This is a genomic window from Cryobacterium sp. TMT2-15-1 (assembly GCF_004402345.1).
Lineage (GTDB): Bacteria > Actinomycetota > Actinomycetes > Actinomycetales > Microbacteriaceae > Cryobacterium > Cryobacterium sandaracinum.
Map to the genome: position 1 here is coordinate 12,258 of NZ_SOGD01000052.1, position 17,269 is coordinate 29,526.

At 61.8% G+C, this 17,269-nt stretch carries 15 protein-coding genes and 5 pseudogenes; 11 read left to right on the top strand and 9 right to left on the bottom strand.

Going from position 1 to position 17,269, the window contains the following annotated elements:
* Window positions 1–90 precede the first annotated feature (90 nt).
* A complete protein-coding gene (locus E3O62_RS14055) occupies window positions 91–471 on the top strand; it encodes a hypothetical protein (RefSeq protein ID WP_134398918.1) in 381 nt (126 codons plus the stop codon).
* Window positions 468–872 carry a hypothetical protein gene (locus tag E3O62_RS14060; protein WP_241973519.1) on the top strand — a complete coding sequence of 135 codons (405 nt, stop codon included), beginning with the start codon at window positions 468–470 and terminating at the stop codon, window positions 870–872. Before E3O62_RS14055 ends, E3O62_RS14060 begins: the two co-directional genes overlap by 4 nt.
* Window positions 873–1,318: 446 nt before the next feature.
* Here E3O62_RS14060 and E3O62_RS17590 read toward each other — a convergent pair.
* The 3 pseudogenes from E3O62_RS17590 to istA all read right to left on the bottom strand — a co-directional run.
* Window positions 1,319–1,513: pseudogene (locus tag E3O62_RS17590) on the bottom strand (ATP-binding protein); the annotation flags it as partial.
* 145 nt (window positions 1,514–1,658) lie between these two features.
* Window positions 1,659–2,000, bottom strand: a pseudogene (locus tag E3O62_RS17595) (ATP-binding protein); the annotation flags it as partial.
* Window positions 2,000–3,212 (bottom strand): annotated as a pseudogene (gene istA / locus E3O62_RS17600) (IS21 family transposase). The pseudogenes istA and E3O62_RS17595, both read right to left, overlap by 1 nt.
* Between istA and E3O62_RS16670 the strand changes: the two are divergent.
* The 6 genes from E3O62_RS16670 to E3O62_RS14095 all read left to right on the top strand — a co-directional run bounded on the left by E3O62_RS16670 (window position 3,115) and on the right by E3O62_RS14095 (window position 9,309).
* The gene (locus E3O62_RS16670; RefSeq protein ID WP_166786497.1) at window positions 3,115–3,582 is read left to right on the top strand and encodes a hypothetical protein; all 468 of its coding nucleotides are present in this window, start codon (window positions 3,115–3,117) and stop codon (window positions 3,580–3,582) included. The pseudogene istA and the gene E3O62_RS16670 overlap by 98 nt on opposite strands.
* 219 nt (window positions 3,583–3,801) lie before the next feature.
* Window positions 3,802–4,842 carry a glycosyltransferase gene (locus E3O62_RS14075; RefSeq protein WP_241973512.1) on the top strand — a complete coding sequence of 347 codons (1,041 nt, stop codon included), beginning with the start codon at window positions 3,802–3,804 and terminating at the stop codon, window positions 4,840–4,842.
* A gap of 316 nt (window positions 4,843–5,158) precedes the next feature.
* Entirely contained in the window at window positions 5,159–6,187 is a 1,029-nt protein-coding gene (locus E3O62_RS14080; protein WP_241973513.1) for an NAD(P)-dependent alcohol dehydrogenase, read from the top strand.
* A gap of 189 nt (window positions 6,188–6,376) precedes the next feature.
* Window positions 6,377–6,883, top strand: coding sequence for a multidrug efflux SMR transporter (locus tag E3O62_RS17225; RefSeq protein ID WP_241973514.1), 507 nt, complete (start codon window positions 6,377–6,379; stop codon window positions 6,881–6,883).
* A 37-nt stretch (window positions 6,884–6,920) separates the two neighbouring features.
* On the top strand, window positions 6,921–7,400 hold the full coding sequence (locus tag E3O62_RS14090; RefSeq protein ID WP_134398919.1) for a multidrug efflux SMR transporter: 480 nt from the start codon (window positions 6,921–6,923) through the stop codon (window positions 7,398–7,400).
* Between the two features lie 1,228 nt (window positions 7,401–8,628).
* Complete coding sequence (locus tag E3O62_RS14095) at window positions 8,629–9,309, top strand: glycoside hydrolase family 16 protein (RefSeq protein WP_134398920.1); 681 nt, start codon at window positions 8,629–8,631, stop codon at window positions 9,307–9,309.
* 399 nt (window positions 9,310–9,708) lie between these two features.
* Here the strand turns inward: E3O62_RS14095 and E3O62_RS14100 are convergent.
* Window positions 9,709–10,098 (bottom strand): annotated as a pseudogene (locus E3O62_RS14100) (transposase); the annotation flags it as partial.
* A gap of 91 nt (window positions 10,099–10,189) precedes the next feature.
* Between E3O62_RS14100 and E3O62_RS14105 the strand changes: the two are divergent.
* The 3 genes and pseudogenes from E3O62_RS14105 to E3O62_RS17230 form a co-directional block, all read left to right on the top strand.
* Window positions 10,190–11,470 carry an IS30 family transposase gene (locus E3O62_RS14105; protein ID WP_241973515.1) on the top strand — a complete coding sequence of 427 codons (1,281 nt, stop codon included), beginning with the start codon at window positions 10,190–10,192 and terminating at the stop codon, window positions 11,468–11,470.
* 188 nt (window positions 11,471–11,658) lie between these two features.
* Window positions 11,659–12,456 (top strand): hypothetical protein, encoded by a 798-nt coding sequence (locus tag E3O62_RS14110; protein WP_241973516.1) that lies wholly within the window; start codon window positions 11,659–11,661, stop codon window positions 12,454–12,456.
* A 312-nt stretch (window positions 12,457–12,768) separates the two neighbouring features.
* Window positions 12,769–12,966 (top strand): annotated as a pseudogene (locus tag E3O62_RS17230) (hypothetical protein); the annotation flags it as partial.
* 324 nt (window positions 12,967–13,290) lie between these two features.
* On the opposite strand, the gene E3O62_RS14120 reads toward E3O62_RS17230, so the two are convergent.
* The 5 genes from E3O62_RS14120 to E3O62_RS14140 form a co-directional block, all read right to left on the bottom strand.
* Window positions 13,291–14,589 (bottom strand): ABC transporter permease, encoded by a 1,299-nt coding sequence (locus tag E3O62_RS14120; protein ID WP_134398921.1) that lies wholly within the window; start codon window positions 14,587–14,589, stop codon window positions 13,291–13,293.
* Window positions 14,586–15,290, bottom strand: coding sequence for an ABC transporter ATP-binding protein (locus E3O62_RS14125; RefSeq protein ID WP_134398922.1), 705 nt, complete (start codon window positions 15,288–15,290; stop codon window positions 14,586–14,588). Before E3O62_RS14125 ends, E3O62_RS14120 begins: the two co-directional genes overlap by 4 nt.
* A complete protein-coding gene (locus E3O62_RS14130; RefSeq protein WP_134398923.1) occupies window positions 15,287–16,270 on the bottom strand; it encodes an NAD(P)-dependent alcohol dehydrogenase in 984 nt (327 codons plus the stop codon). Before E3O62_RS14130 ends, E3O62_RS14125 begins: the two co-directional genes overlap by 4 nt.
* Window positions 16,271–16,342: 72 nt before the next feature.
* Window positions 16,343–16,567, bottom strand: a complete 225-nt coding sequence (locus E3O62_RS14135; RefSeq protein ID WP_134398924.1) for a helix-turn-helix transcriptional regulator — start codon at window positions 16,565–16,567, stop codon at window positions 16,343–16,345.
* A gap of 3 nt (window positions 16,568–16,570) precedes the next feature.
* The gene (locus E3O62_RS14140; RefSeq protein ID WP_134398925.1) at window positions 16,571–16,990 is read right to left on the bottom strand and encodes a hypothetical protein; all 420 of its coding nucleotides are present in this window, start codon (window positions 16,988–16,990) and stop codon (window positions 16,571–16,573) included.
* Window positions 16,991–17,269: the final 279 nt, after the last annotated feature.

Here is a 17,269-nt window from a genome sequence, read left to right on the forward strand (position 1 = left end):
CCAATCGCGGGCGTGGGCCACCGCGACGCAGGCATGTAACGCCCCGTGCGCCGGAGGACGGCAGCTGCAACAGCACTCGGTTTTCTGATCGTGGTCGCCTTCCAGGTGTCGCTGATGTTTGGCGCACCCTTCGGTGCGGCTGCTCTTGGGGGAGCAAACCCAGGACAACTTCCGGTCGAATTGCGGGTCGTGAGCGGCGTGAGTGCGGCCATCTGGACATTCGCCACGATGATCGTGCTGGTCCGGGGCGGCTATGCTATCTCGCGCCTTCCCCGTGGCCTGAGCCGCTGGGGCACCTGGGTGCTCGTGGGCTATCTGGCAATCGGGGTTCTAATGAACCTCGCCTCGTTCAGCCCGGGGGAACGCTTCGGTTGGGCGCCCTTCACCTTGGCGTTGTTCATCCTCACCCTCGTGCTGGCGCTCGGAGGTTTCGCCTGGGTCCTGGCTATGACATCGGCGGCTTCACATTGAGCAACCTGGTGTCCGCGGATGCCGCTGCGATCATCGCGGTTACCTTCTGCGTGCTGATGGGAGCGCTGGCCGTGTTCCAAGCAGCCCTTATCGCCGGTGCGCCGATTGGCCAGTTCGCCTGGGGAGGCCAGGATCGGATTCTGCCCACCAGTAAGCGCATCGGGAGCGCAACATCAATCGCCCTGTATGCGGCCTTCGCCCTGCTGGTTCTGCAACACGCCGGTCTCATCGCCGTCATCGCATGGCCGGAATTCGCCGATATCGCCATCTGGGTCCTCGCTGCGTACTTCGTGCTCGGCATCATCATGAACGGCATCTCTCGATCGGTTCCGGAGAGGTGGACCATGGCGCCGCTCTGCGCTGTTCTCGCCGTGCTCACCGTGCTGGTTGCCCTCGGCTGAGCATCAGGTATGTACGTGCGATCGCCCACATGACCAGTGCCGAGCACAGGAAGAGCGCACCGAGCGCCGCCCACCCCGTCATTCCGTAAATACTCAAGAGAGTATCCGGACATTGCTTGAAGAAGGACCGAGACGGTTGAGAAACCGTTCCGGTCCTTTTTCTTTGCCCGATTGCAGTCGTGCCAGTCAGCCGAAGTTCGCCGTTGCCGGGTCAAATGCCGATTCGACCCGCGTGTGGGCAGGTCGAATTCTTGGGTGTTGGTTGTTGGTTGTCGACAACGCTTGAATTCTGAACGCTTTCGGCGTTCGAATTGTGAACGGTTGCGGGTAGTCCAGTTCTCGGGTTCGCCGGTTGTGGTGCGGATGCTGGGGAGGCTGTCGATGCCTCGACCGCGGAGCCTGTAGCTGGTGCCTTTGAGGGTGAGGACGTCGGCGTGGTGTGGGATGCGGTCGATCATCGCGGCGGCGACGGCTTGGTCGCCGAACACGCCGCCCCAGTCGGAGAACGGCAGGTTCGAGGTGAGGATCAGCGAGGCGTGTTCGTAGCGGGACGAGACGAGTTGGAAGAACAGGTTCGCGGCGTCTTGCTCGAACGGCCGGTAGCCGACCTCGTCGATGATAATCAGTCCGTAGCGGCGCAGCCGGGCGAGCTCGGCGGGGAGCCGGCCGTGGCGGTGGGCGTCGGTGAGTTTGGTGACCTAGTCTGTCGCGGTCGCGAACAACACGCGATGTCCGTGCCGCAACGATCCCGAGGGATGTGGCGAAGTGGGTTCTGCCGGTTCCGGGCGGGCCGAGGAGGACGACGTTTCGGGCTTCGGTGAGGAACGCGCCGGACGCGAGAGCGCCGATCTGCGGCCGGGTGGTGGGCTGGGCGTTCCGGTCGAAGTCCTCAAGCGTTTTCCGTCCGGGGAATCCGACGGCGCGGATGCGTAGTTCGGCGCCGGAGGCGTTGCGGGTGCTGACTTCGCGTTCGAGGACGGCGGCGAGGTAGTCCTCGTGGGCCCAGCCCGCGTCGCGGGCCTGCTCGGCGAGCCGGGCTGCGACCTCGGTGATCCGGGGTGCTTTAAGCGCTGCGGCGAGATAGGTGATCTGTTTCACCGACTCTGAGGGGGCTCGTGTGGTGGCCATCAGATAACCTCGCCGGTCAGCCCGAACGCCCGGTCATAGTCGCTGAGATCCCGCTTCAGGCCGTCTGCCGGGGGAACGCCTCGAGGGTATTGGAACTGCTTGCGCAGCCTGTCCGCGATCTCGACATGGCCGGGATCGGTGATCGTCGCCCCGCGCGCCCAAACCCTGGCATGGTCGGCAACGATGCTCCGGTCCGCGCGGACCCGGACCCGGACCCGGTCCAGGTCCGCGGCGACGTCGACGAGTCGTCCGATCACGGTCGGATCGACGGAGTAGTCGTTCGTGTCCAGGCGGACGTAGTAGTCCCGGCCGAGGCGGACACTGTTGCGCCAGCCCAGATGGAGCGGGATCGGCGGCAGCGGCAGCATTGCGGCCCGGTCAGCTTCCAGCCGATCCACCGGTGCGGCCTTGATCGTTCGGACGACCCGCGCGTTGGCGTGTCCCAGCCACTCGGTGAACTGGTCGTTGAAGTCCGCCGGGGAGGCGAAGGAGCGCCCGGGCATGAACGAGGTCTCGAACCACCCGTTGCGGCGCTCGACGACGCCCTTGGACTCCGGATGGCGCGGCGGCAGCAGCACGAGCCTGGTCGCGAGAGTTCCCATGAATGAGGCTACCTCAAGCGTGACGCCTGCCGCGGCCCATGCCGGGCTCGTTGTCCCAGATCAGCCGGCGCGGGACCCGGCCGATTTGCCGGATCAGCTCCCACGACGCGAGAAGCAGATCCTCCGTCTTGCGGGTCGGGATCATCCGACCCGTGATGAACCTCGAGTGCGCCGAAGTGATCACCAGCACCAGCAGTAGTTTCGTCGTTCCGTCCTCGAGCGGGATCTTTCGCGGCGGGAACCAGAGATCGCACTGCGCGGCATCACCCGGCGCCCAGACCAGCCGATCCGCGGGATCGATCCGGCGATGCTCCGGCCGCAACCTCTTCCCGTTCTGCCGGAACCACGACATCGACCCAGGCCAGTCGGCACGCTCCGCGAGCACCACCGCCGGCAACTCGGGATCACCCTCCAGCAACGCCCGGAACCGCGCCTCGAACGGTGAAAACGACGTCGGCGCCGCTCTGCGCTCATACCGCGGCGGCGACTGCGACTGCACCGCCTTCACGACCGTGGTCCGCGAGATCCCCTATCGCTCCGCGATCCGCGCCTTCGGCACGCCCTCCGCAGCCAATCTCCGAATCAACGCCCAATCTTCCAAAGTGATCACACTCCAATCGTCGAGTGTTCACTTTTCAAGCGTCGAAACTGTCCAGTTTTCAAGCGTCATCGACAGTTGGTTCCAAATGTTGGGTTGGTGCCGGGGATCAGGTTCCGGGCGGCGCCGTCAGAGACGGGCTGGGGAGCGGCCTTCCCAGGTCGTCTTTCCGTCGTCCGGTGCGGTGCGTCTTGATTGCGAGTTCGATGCGTTCGGCCTCGGCGACGAAGAATGTGGCGATGCGCTTGAGCTTGGATGTGAAATCCGCACGCCCCGCCAAGTCGACCAGTCGTTCATCCGATACACACCGTCGGTTCATCGATATTCGGTCATGCACCCTCCAACATTGATCGAACGGCATCGCCGCTGTGTGCCGGCGTAGGTTGATGCGTTCGAAGCGTCGCCGCGATCACACCACCTTTCCGTCTCTCGAAAGTCACCGCGATGAACCGTCCCATTCAAGTCCTCTCCCTCTATGAATAATTCTTTGCCGGCGGAGCCCGCATCCTGCATACCAACGTCAGCGCCGGACTCCACGTCGGGGGGAGATCAACGGCACAGCGCCCTGTCGATCGCATCCGCAGTCCGCAGGGATTTCTCTGTGCAGCGCCTGCGCCGTGACCCGCGCTTCGTCCGCCTGACCGGCGCAGGCATCGAAGTAACGACGCTGAAACGAATTGGCGGGGCGGAAGCTCCGGCGCCATCCACGTTCACTGACCGTCAGCTGTGCATCGCCTCGAACGTGATCAAGCAAGCGGACGTGATTCTGTCGCTGAAGGAGCAGTCGCTCGGGCTGCTCCTTGCATTGCACCAGCGCGGGTTGGTGCCAGACATCCCGGTCGCAGCATGCCTACATCGATCCGACCCGGAGCATTCGGGACAGGCACTCTCGTGGCTCCGCGAAGCAGCCTCCACCGGTCTCCTGACGGCGGGAATCTCTTGCGCCCAATCGACCAGCGACGCGTACCAGTCGTTTCTCCCGCCCACTGCGGGACGATTCGTCATCGGAAACGGAATAGACACCAACCGATTCCGGCTCGGCACAGAAATCGAGCAGGCGATCACGCGGGGGGAGCTCGGGATTCCAACAACCGTGCCCGTCGTCGTTTTCGCGGCTAGGTTCGACGTGATGAAAGACCCCGGCCTGTTCCTGCGCTTCGTGGCCTTGCATTCCCTGGATCGCCCCGAGACGCACCATCTCGTGTGCGGGGCTGGGATGACGCTGGAGAATGACGCGTTCCGCGCCTTGGCCCACGAATCGGGCATCAGCAGCTCCACCAACCTGCATGCTCTCGGCATCCGTGATGATATGCCCGCGGTCTATCAGATTGCCGACATCGTCGCGCTGACAAGGGCTTTCGGCGAGGCGTCGCCGCTGTGTTTGCTTGAAGGTGCCGCGTCAGGTGCCACACCCGTCACCACTGACGTCGGCGACGCTGCGCTGACGGTGCAAGACATTGGATGCGTCACGACGCACGATCCCGCCGACATCGTCGCGGCCTGGGACGACGTTCTCACTCGACGAACAGAGCTACGCAGCCACGCTCTCGCTGCCCGCACTCGGATCGGAGGTGACCGCAGGATCGCCGAGTACGACTCCGTCGTACACGGCCTCCTTGGTAACAATAGGGCTGTTGCCTGACAGGCACTCTCCGTCACCGGATGGTCGGTTCCGCGAGGGTTCCGTGGAGGTGGCTGTCTCCTCCTTGCTCGCTGCATGGGTATAGATCGACACTGCTTCGCCCCGGGGCTCCTCGCCCAGCTGGCACACGCTCGAAATTCAAGCGCGCTCGAGCCACACCATCCCGTCGCTCAACTCTTGAAGATTTAGACTCATCCATATTGACAACCTTACAATGTAACTATAGTATCCTTACTACATAAGTTTTGTGTCCGGAATAGTGGATTATGCCCATGCGTGTCAACTTGCACATGCATGCGAGCAAAGGAGAGCAACGATGAATACACCACCGGCAGATGCCCATACCGCAGCCCCCCAATCCGACACGATGATGGCAATCGTTCATGATGGATATGGCGTGCCCAGCGAGGTTTTGCGCCTTGAACGAATCCCTCGACCCTCGATTGGTGAGAACGAGGTGCTGGTGCGCGTTCGTGCAGCAAGTGTGGACCCAGGCATTGCTCACATGGTCACCGGCCTTCCGTACCCGGTACGCCTTGCTAGCAAATCGCTTCGCGCTCCCAAAGGCCGCGTGCCCGGATTCGGACTCGCAGGCCAGGTGGTCAGCGTTGGCGCACGTGTCACTGGCATCGTGGAAGGAGACAATGTGTTCGGCATCGGCGCCGGCTCATTCGCGGAGTATTCTGTGTGCCGTGATGACAAGATCGCACTGATGCCCGACAACCTCGACTTCAATCACGCAGCAGCCATTCCAGTCTCGGGGCTCGCAGCGTTGCAGGGACTGCGTGATCACGGGAAAGTGCAGGCCGGCTACAAGGTGCTTGTCGTGGGTGCGTCGGGTGGCGTTGGCACTTTCGCCGTGCAGATCGCGAAGGCCCTGGGCGCCGACGTAACCGGCGTCTGTAGTGCCTCCAAAGCCGACATGGTCCGCTCAATCGGAGCCGACCATGTCATCGACTACAAAAACGAGAACTTCGCCGATGGTGCGACCCGGTATGACGTCATCCTCGACACCGGCGGAAACAGCAGTCTGGGTGAACTACGACGAGCACTTTCTAGCCACGGGACTCTCGTCATCGTTGGCGGAGAAGCGAAGGGCCGTTGGCTCGGCGGCACCGATCGCATACTCCGCGCACTCATGCTCAACCCGTTCGTCACGCAGACCCTCCGAGCATTCATCTCGACCGAGGATGCCCGAAACTTGCGTGCACTGGCAAAGTTCGCCTCCGCGGGTCAGCTCGTACCAGTGATGGATCAGAGCTACAGCCTCGCGAACGCGGTCTCAGGCATGCGCCGCCTGGAGGAGGGCCAGGCAAAAGGTAAGATCGTCGTCACGATACCTTGACTTCAGGGATGCAAACGCGATTTCGACCCCGCGAATCACGTTCTCCAGTGCCGTCGGGGTCGTCACCTCCCTGCTGGGCGGTGTCCTGGCCGACCGCGTTAGCGCCCGCAGATTGCTCATTGAGTTCGTCGCGTTGGAGGGGATCGCACTCCTTGGTACTCCTTTGCCGCCTCCTTCGTCTCGGCTCTCGTGATCGCTGGTGTCGTCACTGGTGCTAACCGCGGCGCCAACACAGTCCGTTCGGCGGTGATCGGCCACGCGTTCAATGGTTCTTCGCGTGTCGGGGCTCGAGCGATCATCCGAACGGTGCAGAATCTGGGCGTTGCGGTCGGAGGCGGGGCGGCCAGCATCCCCTTGGTGATCGGCACGCAGGACATCCGCACAGCGGGCAACGCGGTCGCGGTCGGGGGCTTTTGCGCCGTCGGCCTCCTGGCAGGCAAAGCACAAGGCGTCACGAAACTGGGGTGGACGATCGGCACCCTCATCAGCGGTGCGATTGCCACTTTTTTACTCAGCCTGGCTCTACTGACTTTCGATGTCGGCGTCGGGTACGCCCTCTGGACAGCGTTGGCCGGCGTCGCGGTCATCATCATCGGCGCACTGTTCCTCTCCCAGCGACTGACCGCGAAGAAACTGCTGGGAATCCTCATCGTCCTCATCGGCGTCGTTGGACTCAACCTCGCCGGAACCGTTTAAGCCGCCCTGATTCAAGCACTGTGAAAGGACACATCTCATGACTACCACGACACACACAGCGGAACCGATCACCGCCGCGAAGACGACGGGCCCCTGGGTCGCATTGATCGCAGCCGGGGTCTTCGAGGTCGGCTACGCGCTCAGCGTGAACGGAAGCGAAGGATTCACCAATTTCGCTTGGTCAATTATCGCCATCGTCTTCTTCCTCTTCACGCTCTTCTTCCTCAGCGTCGCCTTGAAAAAGATTGATGTCGGCATCGGCTACGCCGTGTTGGCCGGTATCGGCGCGGTCGGCGCGGCGCTTCTCGGTCCGGTCTTCTTCGAGGAAACCCTGACACCGGCCAAGGCGTTCTGGCTGGCTGTCATCATCGGCGGCGTCGTGTGGCTCAAACTCGCCGACAACGCAACGCCCAACAACGCCGCCGCGACGCCGATTCGCGAGCCCGCTCCGCGCGACGAGTGGAAATATCGGAATCCAAGTAGTGAGTACTCGAGCGTGGATCGATCGTGGCGTTGACTACAGCCTAGAGGTCTGCCGGAGGACGCCGCACGGTTTCCGGTTAATGCGGGCGCCGCTCTGGTCGGCATCGATTCCCTCAATATCGACGACCAAGACTCGGGTGGTAAGCGCCCAGCCCGCACCCTTCTGTTGGGTGCCGGGATTCGCATCGTCGAGCACCTCACCAACCTCGGATATCTACCGGCGCGGGGTGCTCGTTTCACGGCAGTTCCCCCGAAGATCTCCGATCTTTGACACCACCCCTGTTCGAGCGTTCGCGGAAGCAAGAACTGAACCTAGAACAACAAACACTTCGGCTGACGCCCAGACGCGCACCAACACCGCCCTACTGCAGTGCGCGGCAAATGCGCTGACAGGCCGACGCGCTCGATTACCCCATCCACAGACTTAGGAACACCATGTCAACAATCGCTCGACACATTCGCCGAATAGCAGCTCGCCTCCCCCAAGGGCTCTCGCCAAGATCCAAGACGACCCCTGAAAAACTCAGGCCGATTCCAAATCCAGATCATCACCTCACTGTGCTGGTGTGGATGGCAGTTCAGCGGGCTCACTTAGGGGGCTGAGATCAGGCACGCGGCACCGACGTCAATTTCGTAGGTGAACGAACCGGCAGCTATCAGCCTGGGTCGTGACCTGGCTATAGGTGTGCACGCTGGCGGGCGCTGCGGATCAGCCATGTTGGTGAGTGCGTCGGCGATAGTGAGCGCTGCGTGTATGTCGATACTGCCGAAGATTGACAGCAGCGGTAGCCTGCCTTGGCAGGCTGACATTCTCTTTGTGCTCGTGATTTCCAGGGACTCTTCTGATCCTTGAGCAGTGAAAGGCCTCAGAGACAACGTCACCTCCACCCTTCCTTGGGGCGGCGGAGCTCTGTGATGGCAGAAACGCCTAGCGTCGCAAGTTTGGTCCATACTTGGCGAATGCATGCACTCCCTCGTTTTGTCACCTGTCGGCGGTCGAACGGCTCCTCCGCACACTGGTCCTCTCATGCACTCGTGCATGCATCCCTGGAGGGAACACAAGTGGTCTGCGGATCTTCAGGAATCAAGGACGCCGGAGGCCCCGCGTGAGACTTGATCGAACGAAGTTCGAGCTCGTTTTTGATGAGCAGTTCAGGGGGGACACGCTCAGCCCCGACAGGTGGATCCCTTTTTACCTGCCTCACTGGAGTAGCCGTGACGCGTCACGAGCTCGATACGACGTCGATGACGGCTGTTTGCGGTTGAAAATCGACGAGGACCAAGCGCCTTGGAGCCCGAAGTACAACGGAGCCATAAAGGTCTCCAATTTGCAGACGGGTAGCTTCTCCGGCCGGCTCGGCTCGGCAGTCGGTCAACATCAGTTCACCAGTGGACTTGTCGTCCAGGAGGAACAGCCTGAGACTCGCTTATATCTTCCTGAGCGCGGACTCGTCGAGGTCCGGGCTCGCGCGATCACGCACCCCCAATGCATGGTTGCGCTGTGGCTCATCGGATTCGAGGACGAGCCGAGTCGCTCGGGCGAAATCTGCATCATGGAGATTTTCGGCAAGGACGTAGGCCAAGCATCCGGGCTCGTCGGGCTGGGTGTGCACCCGTTCGGAGACCCTGCGTTGAGCGAAGATTTCGGCAAAGTGCGAGTTTCTGGCGACTTGACGGATTTCCATACCTACGCGGCGACTTGGGACTCGAAGCGAATCGACTTCTATATCGACGACTTGCTGGTGAAGACCTCAACCCAGGCGCCGCAATACCCGATGCAACTCATGCTTAACATCTACCAGTTTCCAGAAGCCTCGGCAGTGGCCGAGGGAGAGGGAGAGGGAGAGGGAGAGGGGGAGGAAGAGGAAGAGGAAGAGGAAGAGGAAGTAGGAAGAGTTTTTATTGTCGATTACGTGCGCGGTTGGACGACTGCCGAGGGGTGAGCGCACCTTGGACACTCGTTCTGGACTTGAAGGTGCATCAGTCGGCGCCCAGGGAAGCTTCCCGCGCAACTGGAAGTGTCAGCGACGGTTGAAAAGTAGGCCAAGCACGACGGTCGACAAGGGACGCGCAGCGCTGAGACACCGAACCCTGGGCGATGTCGGTAAGACGCTTCTCCGCACGGAGGCTAGTGGGACCTCGTCTCTTGGACGCGAAAAATCTCCCTCCCATCCGCTTCCTATCGACTCATGCTTGGCTGGCTCGATCCGTTGACGACAAGCGGTTCAACTTTGGATTGCAAGGCAGAGCTCGGCTGACCAGGCGATACAGCTACCACGCCGCGATGCCGATGGACTAGTGAGGAGAGCGTTCCGAATTAGGGGGGTGCCCCTATGTTTTTGTCAAGCGGCGAGTGGGTGATCGGTTTGATAGAGGGTGCCGTCGCGGAGCATGGCATAGAGGACGTCGCAGCGTTGTCGGGCGAGGGCGATGAGGGCTTGGTTGTGGCGCTTGCCCTGGGCGATCTTGCGGTCGTAGTAGGCCCGTGAGACCGGGTCGCGGAGGGCGGCGAAGGCCGAGAGGAATAGCGCCCGTTTGAGGATCTTGTTCCCTCGCCGGGAGGGATGTTTACCGCGGATGGAGCTGCCGGAGCGCCTGGTCACGGGGGCCAGGCCAGCGTACGCGGCGAGGTGGCCGGCGGTCGCGAAGTCCTTGCCGGAGACTTCGGTGAGGAGTCTGACTGCGGTCCTGATCCCGACTCCGGGCATGCTGATCAGGACGGGGTGAAGAGGGCGATGTTAACGCCGACCCAAAACAGGGCCAATAGTGCCGGGCGAGTTCTAGGTCTCGTCGCAACACTCCACCAAGATTTGGAGTGTGAAGATGGCCAGACGTGGGCGCAAGAGAAACCTCAACCGCGAAGACGAGTATTGGAAACTCATCCTTGCCGGGATCGGACCGATCACCGCCGCGAAGCGCGTCGGGATCGGACGCACGACCGGCCACCGTTGGCGATCTCAACGTGGTGGGATCGCCCCGCTACGACTTGCTGAGGCAGACAGACACGAACGGTACCTGAGCCTGATCGAACGTGAGCGGATCGCTTTGTTCAGACGAGAAGGATTCTCCATCCGGGAGATCTCCCGGCGACTTGGCCGGTCACCGTCGACGATCAGCCGCGAGCTTCGCCGCAACATGCGCAAACACGACCGCGGCCAGTACGACGCTGTCCTGGCCCACGCACGAGCTCGAGAGAAGGCCCGACGGGTGCGAACAGGGCGCATCGGGCAAGACCCTCAGCTCCGCGACCTGGTTCAAGACAAACTGAAACTGGATTGGAGCCCCGAACAGATCAGCTACTGGCTACGAGACACTCACCCGCAAAAACGATCGTGGCACGTGTGCCACGAAACGATCTACCAGGCCCTGTACTGGCCGGGTAACAGCGGTTTGACCAGGAAACTGACACCACACCTAAGAACGGGCAGGCCACTGCGCAAGCGTCGACGGCGCCCCGACGTACGCGCCCCACGCTTCATCGCACCAGCGACCCTGATCGACCACCGCCCCCAGGTCGTAAACGACAGGTCCCGGTTCGGAGACTGGGAAGGCGACCTCATCATCGGCACGCGCACCCGGTCCGCGATCGGCACCCTGGTAGACCGCAAGAGCGGCTACGCCGTCCTCCTGCACCTCCCCGGCGGGCACACCGCAGCTGAAGTCAACGCATCGCTCATCACCGCGATGTCTGCCCTACCTCAGGAACTCCGGCGGACTTTGACCTGGGACCAGGGCGCCGAAATGGCCAGCCACGACAAGATCGCCTCCCTCTTCACCGACGGCGTGTTCTTCGCTCACGCCGGCAAGCCCTGGCAACGCGGATCCAACGAGAACATGAACGCACTGCTGCGGCAATACTTCCCCAAGCACACCGACCTCGCCATCCACAGCGCCGATGACCTCGCCGCTGTCGCGATCAAGATCAACAACAGGCCCCGGAAGCGACTCGGTTGGACAACACCAGCCCAGNGCTCCTCGCCGACGCACTACGATCCAGCTAACCAATCAGTGTTGCGACGACCGCTGGAATTCGCCCCGATTGAAAACAGGGCCACTATGTGTGTTTCTACTATGCCGTACCGGGCGTCGGCTGGTGGCTTCTGAGCCGGTAGCTGGTGCCTTTGAGGCTGATCACATCGGCGTGATGAACGATGCTGACGGCGCTCACTGAAATTCCCCAGTTCTGCTCACTGAAATTCCCCACTCCGGGTCGCTTCCGCACATAGAAGCGGGCCTTCCTCGATGCTGATGGTCTTCGACCACACACCAGCTTCAAGAAAGGCCCTACTCCTATGCTTTCAGAGGAGGACGACGTGGACATCCACGCGCTCAAACGGCAAGGGACGACGATCAGTGAGATCGCCCGCCGCACAGACCACGACCGTAAGACCATCCGCGCCTATCTCGCCGGCCAGCGCACTCCCGGAGTGCGTCAACGCGCCGCCCTGGACCCGTTCGACGCGTTCATCGACTACGTCACCGCGAGGCTGACGGAGGACCCGCATCTCTGGGCGGCGACGCTGCTCGACGAGTTCGTCCCCCTGGGCTTCTCGGGGTCGTATCAAACCCTGACCCGCCAGATCCGAGACCGGGCGTTGCGGCCGGCCTGCACCGCCTGCGCGCACGTGACCCGGCGGCCCAACGCGATCATCGAGCACCCGCCCGGCGAGGAGACCCAGTTCGACTGGGTCGAGCTGCCCGACGCCCCGTCCGGCTGGGCGTTCCCGACCAAACGCGCCTACGTGCTCGTCGGGTCGTTGGCGCACTCGGGGGTTTGGCGGGCGGTAATTTCCCCGTCGATGGACCTGCCCCACCTGCTGGCGGCGATGACGGTCCTGCTGGGGCTGCTGGGCGGGGTGACGAAGTCCTGGCGGTTCGACCGGATGAGCACCGTTTTGACGGCCGGGACGAGTGATCTGACGCCGATGTTCGCCGCGTTCTCCAAGCACCACGCGGTCACCGTCGTCGCCTGCCGGCCCGGTCGGGCAACCGCAAGGGCGTGGTCGAGAAGAACAACCACACCGCCGCGCAGCGCTGGTGGCGCAACCTCCCCGACGACGTCACCCTCGAGCAAGCCCAACAACGTCTGACCGCGTTCGCCAGAGGCCAGGACGGCCGGCGCCGCGAGGGACGCGACGGATCCACAACAGCCGCGGTCATGTTCGCCGCGGAACGCCTCCAGCCGCTGCCGCCGACACTGTTCCCGGTCGTGGTGACCGAGGAGCGCACCGCGACACGGCAGGCGTTGATCGATTGGCGCGGGAACCGGTACTCGGTGCCGCCGGAACTGGCCGCGGCCCGCGTCGTCGTCCACCAACGCCTCGGCGCGACGACCATCGATATCGCCACCATCTCCGGGGTCGTCCTCGCGCGGCCGAAACGGAGGCCGCCCGGTCGACCTCGACAAAGAGGCCTACAAGCGCCGCAACGTCATCGAGCGCTCGTTCAACACCCTCAAGCAGTGGCGCGGACTCGCCACCCGCTACGACGAGTCCCGCTACAACCGGCGCCGCCGGCCCACCTCCCTCGGCCAGGTCAGCCCCATCGACTTCGAACTGCAAAACACAAACGAGAACGCGGACTCCGCTAAAGCCGCATAACCCCGTGTCCAATAACCGGGACCAATGCCACAGGATGGAACGACCCCGAGCAGTGCAAACATAGCGGCGGGAACTGCTTGGTGAGTCGCAACCGTCAGTACCCAATGTTGTCGCAGAGTCCGAACCCGGGAACGCCCGCGCGCATGATTGGCACTACTCCGTTGGAGTACCGTAGCAAGCCTGCCAAACGCAGCTACCGGGTCTGCCCTTTCCCTCAGTTTGAACTAATGCTCGTTCCAGGGCTAACGTTCGCCTGCATTCGGGCCGGCGTTCGCAGCGACTTCCGCTCACGCTAGCGTCCGAAGGCCTCGGCGCACTGTTCCACTACTCGTACCTGAGGGCATCGATGGGGTTCTGCCGGGCGGCCCTGCGTGCTGGGATTGTTCCGGCGAAGAACGCGATGAGCATGACAACGAGAATGATGGATCCGACCGTGGTCGGCGCAAACTGCAACACCTGGAGTCCTTCAAGATCGACGAGCAATGTTGTCGAGAGGACGGCGCTGACGACGGAACCGACACCGAACGCGACCAGGGCGCCCAGCGCGCTGCCGAGGAAGCCGATGAAGACCGCTTCGGTGCTGAACAAAGCGTAAACCCTGCCTCCGCTCATCCCCATCGCCTTCATGAGGCCGATTTCCCGGGTGCGTTCCTGCACACTCATCAGCAAGGTGTTGATGATTCCGAACGCGGCTGCGATAAGAGCGATCACGGCGAAGGCGTTAAGAACGCCGATGATGCCGCCAATGACTGTCTGGATTGTGCCGAGCTGGTCCGCGACGGTAAGGGCGGAGTAGCCCTGCTTGTTGAGGTTGGTCTGGATGCGGTCGACCTGTTCCTCGCTAGCGTTCCTGTCGAAGTGGGCGGTGGCCGAGTAGTAGCCCACCCCGGTTGCGGCTGGTCTGCCGCTCTTCTGCACCGCGTACAGCGCATCTGTGAAGGTCTGGTTGATACGCACACCGGAGCCCAGAAGCGACTCGTTCTGAACACCTACGACGGTCCCTTCCAGCTCGTGCAGTTCGCCGAGATAGTCGTTGATGCCCAATGTGATTGTCTTCCCAACTGCGGACTTCGCGTTAGCGAAACCGAGATTTTCGAGGTACGACGACGGCAGCTGCACTTGGTTATGCTGGTCGACCTCGGTGAGTTGGTCCCCGACGGCGAGATCGGCGCGGTTCAGTGCCGAGTTGGCGTTGATGCTCAATTCGAACTTGCCGTTGCCGTTGTACTCGACGTAGCTTGGCAGCACCGTGACCAGCGCGTTCACGTCAGAAATACCGTCAGTATCCGCGATGGCAGCGAGATCTTGGGCGGTAAGAACCCCGGACGGAACGGCCACGCCGTCCTGAGGAATGAGACTGTCGACGGTGGCCTCGTCGGCCTCGTATTTAGCGGGCCCATCGTCCACTGCGCTCTCATCCGTCACCTTCGTGATCAAGAGGACGTCGGTGGCGCCGAAGCCGGCGACCTGGTTATCGAGGTAGCTGGAGACGCCAGTTCCGACAGCACTGGTGAGGGTAAGAGTGAAGGCGCCGATAAAAATCGCGAGGATGGTCAATGTTGTGCGCAGTTTACTGCGGAATGTGTTGAAGACCGCGGTGGCGACGACGTCGAGCGGGCTCATGCTGCGGCCCCTGTGGAACTTGCTGATGACTCCATAAGCCCGTCCCGAATGAGCAACTGGACGTCGCAGCGGTCAGCTAAATCCTCGTCGTGTGTGACGATGACAAGCGTGATTCCTCTGTCCTTGTTGAGTGAGAACAAGATGTCTTCGACCAGAAGACCGGTCACTGTGTCCAGATTGCCGGTGGGTTCATCGGCAAAGATCACCTTGGGATTATTCACGAGCGCGCGGGCGATGACCACCCGCTGCTTCTGTCCACCAGAAAGATTGGTCGCCCTGTTGCCAGCCTTGTCGGCCAGTTCCAATTGCTCAAGCACAGCCATACCCCGGGCCCTGCGTTCATTGGCGCCGACGCCCGCGATTTTCAACGGCAGGATCACATTCTCGAGCACGGAAGCATTGGGAGTGAGGAAGAACTGCTGGAATACAAAGCCAAAGTCTTCGTTCCGCAGCCGGTTGGTCTGTTTAGAACCCAGCTTATTGGCGGGGCTTCCGTTGACTAGCAACTCGCCAGAATCCGGATCGTCGAGCAAAGCGAGCAAGTGCATCAGCGTCGATTTGCCAGAGCCGCTCTTGCCAACAATGGCCAGCGACTGCCCTGCGAATACGTTGAGAGAGACGCCCTTGAGAGCATCGAACTTGGAGGCTCCAAATCCGTAGGACTTAGTGACGCCACGGACATCGAACAGCGGGACGCTCATGCCTCGGCCGCAAACGTCACAACGACGCTGCCCTTCTTGCGACCAGTTTCGACGTGTGCATGCGCCGCGGACGCTTCTTCCATCGTGTAGCTCCTGTCGATCACGGGGACGTAGGCTCCTGCATCGGCTAGGTTTCCCATGTATGCGACGTCCTGCGCCATGGCGGGAGCTGACCTCAGCCCGGTGAACGCTATGGCCGCCCTCGCCGCACCGATACGTTTCGTCCATAGCATCTGCACAAGGATTGCTGGGGACACCACCGTGGTCAGGTAGATACCGTTGGCCCTCAAGAGACTCCGGCAAAGACGATAGCTGCTCTTGCCCACCGTGTCGAAGACAACGTCATAGGTGCGCCCGCTTTTGGTGAAGTTCTCCTTCGTGTAGTCGATCACGTGGTCGGCACCGAGCGACTTCACCAAGTCAACGTTTGCAGTGCTGGTCACGGCAGTGACTACAGCCCCGAGGTGCTTGGCGAGCTGCACTGCCGCAGTGCCCACGGCGCCCGATGCGCCGTTGATCAGGATGGACTGGCCGCGCGTTAAGTGGGCAGTGTCCCGAAGAAACGGTAGTGCCGTGAGCGCCCCGTCGAAAATCGCGACCGCATCCGAAAAACTGAGGCTGGATGGTTTGATAACAATAATGCCGTCTTCCGAGGTGCAGACAAGCTCAGCGTGAGCACCCATTCTTGGTCCGACCGATCCCATCACCTGGTCGCCGACCCGGAACTTCGTCACCGCCGTGCCAACCGCTTCGACCTCGCCGGCGAAGCTTGTGCCGAGAATTGGAAGACGGGGGCGGGTCAAGCCGAAGTAGAGGCGGCCGGCGAAACTGTCGCCCTTGCGTGCGGTGCTTTCGGCACCAGACACGACGGTCGCAAAGTTGCGGATGAGCACCTCGATGTCTTTGGGGATAGGCGTGGGAACGTCCTCGATTCGTGCGACGTCCGGTGAACCGTAGGTACGACTAACAATTGCTCTCATGTGCCTTCCTTCGTCTTTAGTATTTTGCGCAGAGTCCGAAGCGATCAGAGATCGCACGAGCGCGGATGGGCGTCAGTGGTCCGTCGAGGTGTACCGGAAGACTGCGTCCAGCGGCAAGTTAAATTCGTGGGCGATCTGGAAGGCGACTTCGAGTGACGGAGAGTAGCGTCCGAGTTCAATCGCAATGACTGTCTGGCGGGTGACGTCGATTCGCCTTGCCAGCTCAGCCTGTGTCATCTCACCGTTGATGAAACGCAGGCGGCGGATGTCGTTGGTTACCCGTGTCGGCTTGCCCATCTGCTAGAAGCCCCTGCGGTACGAGGCGATCTTCAGCACTGAGTAACTGAACCCTGTAAGCGCGAATGCGGCGTAGATAGTGTTGGCAATCCAGAAATGAGGCACTTCTGCCAGCGCCATAATCAGCGGCACAACCATGAGGACGCTGAACACGAGGAACCCAAGGTTAAATCCGCGCCTGCGAATCTCGGCGTCTCGCTCATCCGTTCGGCGGGTCACCTTGGATGAAAAGATTCCCAGCACGATGTTCGCGACGATTGATGCGAGGATCGCGACGCCCACAGCCGTGAGCATCGGAATGACATACTCGATCTGCTGAACGGGCGCTTGCGAAACCTGCCCCAGGATGCCCGTGAAGTAAATCGCGGGCATTGCTATCGCGACCGTGGCGTAAATCCACGAGCTCTTCTCTTCGTATGACACTGTTCTACTTCCTTTCTGGGCGGCTTCGCATTGTCGGTAGCCCGACCATGGGAAGTGGAGACAGCATCGCGGCATCCGCCGCGGGAATGTCTACTTTTCTTTACATCCTCGAATGTATAGGAAACCAGTCACCATGTCAATCTTCTTTTACATGGAGACATGATTCTGGTCCAGCGCACAAACATCTCTCCGTGTTGAGTAGCGCGCTCGTCAGTAAGCGTGCCGACACCTGATCGGCAGGGGAATCGCAACGCGCGCCACCTTCCCCAGGCGCGGCTC

What these genes read in the sequence shown, in the direction of transcription:
- E3O62_RS14125 (WP_134398922.1), bottom strand. Translation starts at nt 15,290, where the DNA reads ATGAGCGTCCCGCTGTTCGATGTCCGTGGCGTCACTAAGTCCTACGGA.
- E3O62_RS14090 (WP_134398919.1), top strand. Translation starts at nt 6,921, where the DNA reads ATGACTACCACGACACACACAGCGGAACCGATCACCGCCGCGAAGACG.
- E3O62_RS14110 (WP_241973516.1), top strand. Translation starts at nt 11,659, where the DNA reads ATGCTTTCAGAGGAGGACGACGTGGACATCCACGCGCTCAAACGGCAA.
- E3O62_RS14130 (WP_134398923.1), bottom strand. Translation starts at nt 16,270, where the DNA reads ATGAGAGCAATTGTTAGTCGTACCTACGGTTCACCGGACGTCGCACGA.
- E3O62_RS14080 (WP_241973513.1), top strand. Translation starts at nt 5,159, where the DNA reads ATGAATACACCACCGGCAGATGCCCATACCGCAGCCCCCCAATCCGAC.
- E3O62_RS14135 (WP_134398924.1), bottom strand. Translation starts at nt 16,567, where the DNA reads ATGGGCAAGCCGACACGGGTAACCAACGACATCCGCCGCCTGCGTTTC.
- E3O62_RS14120 (WP_134398921.1), bottom strand. Translation starts at nt 14,589, where the DNA reads ATGAGCCCGCTCGACGTCGTCGCCACCGCGGTCTTCAACACATTCCGC.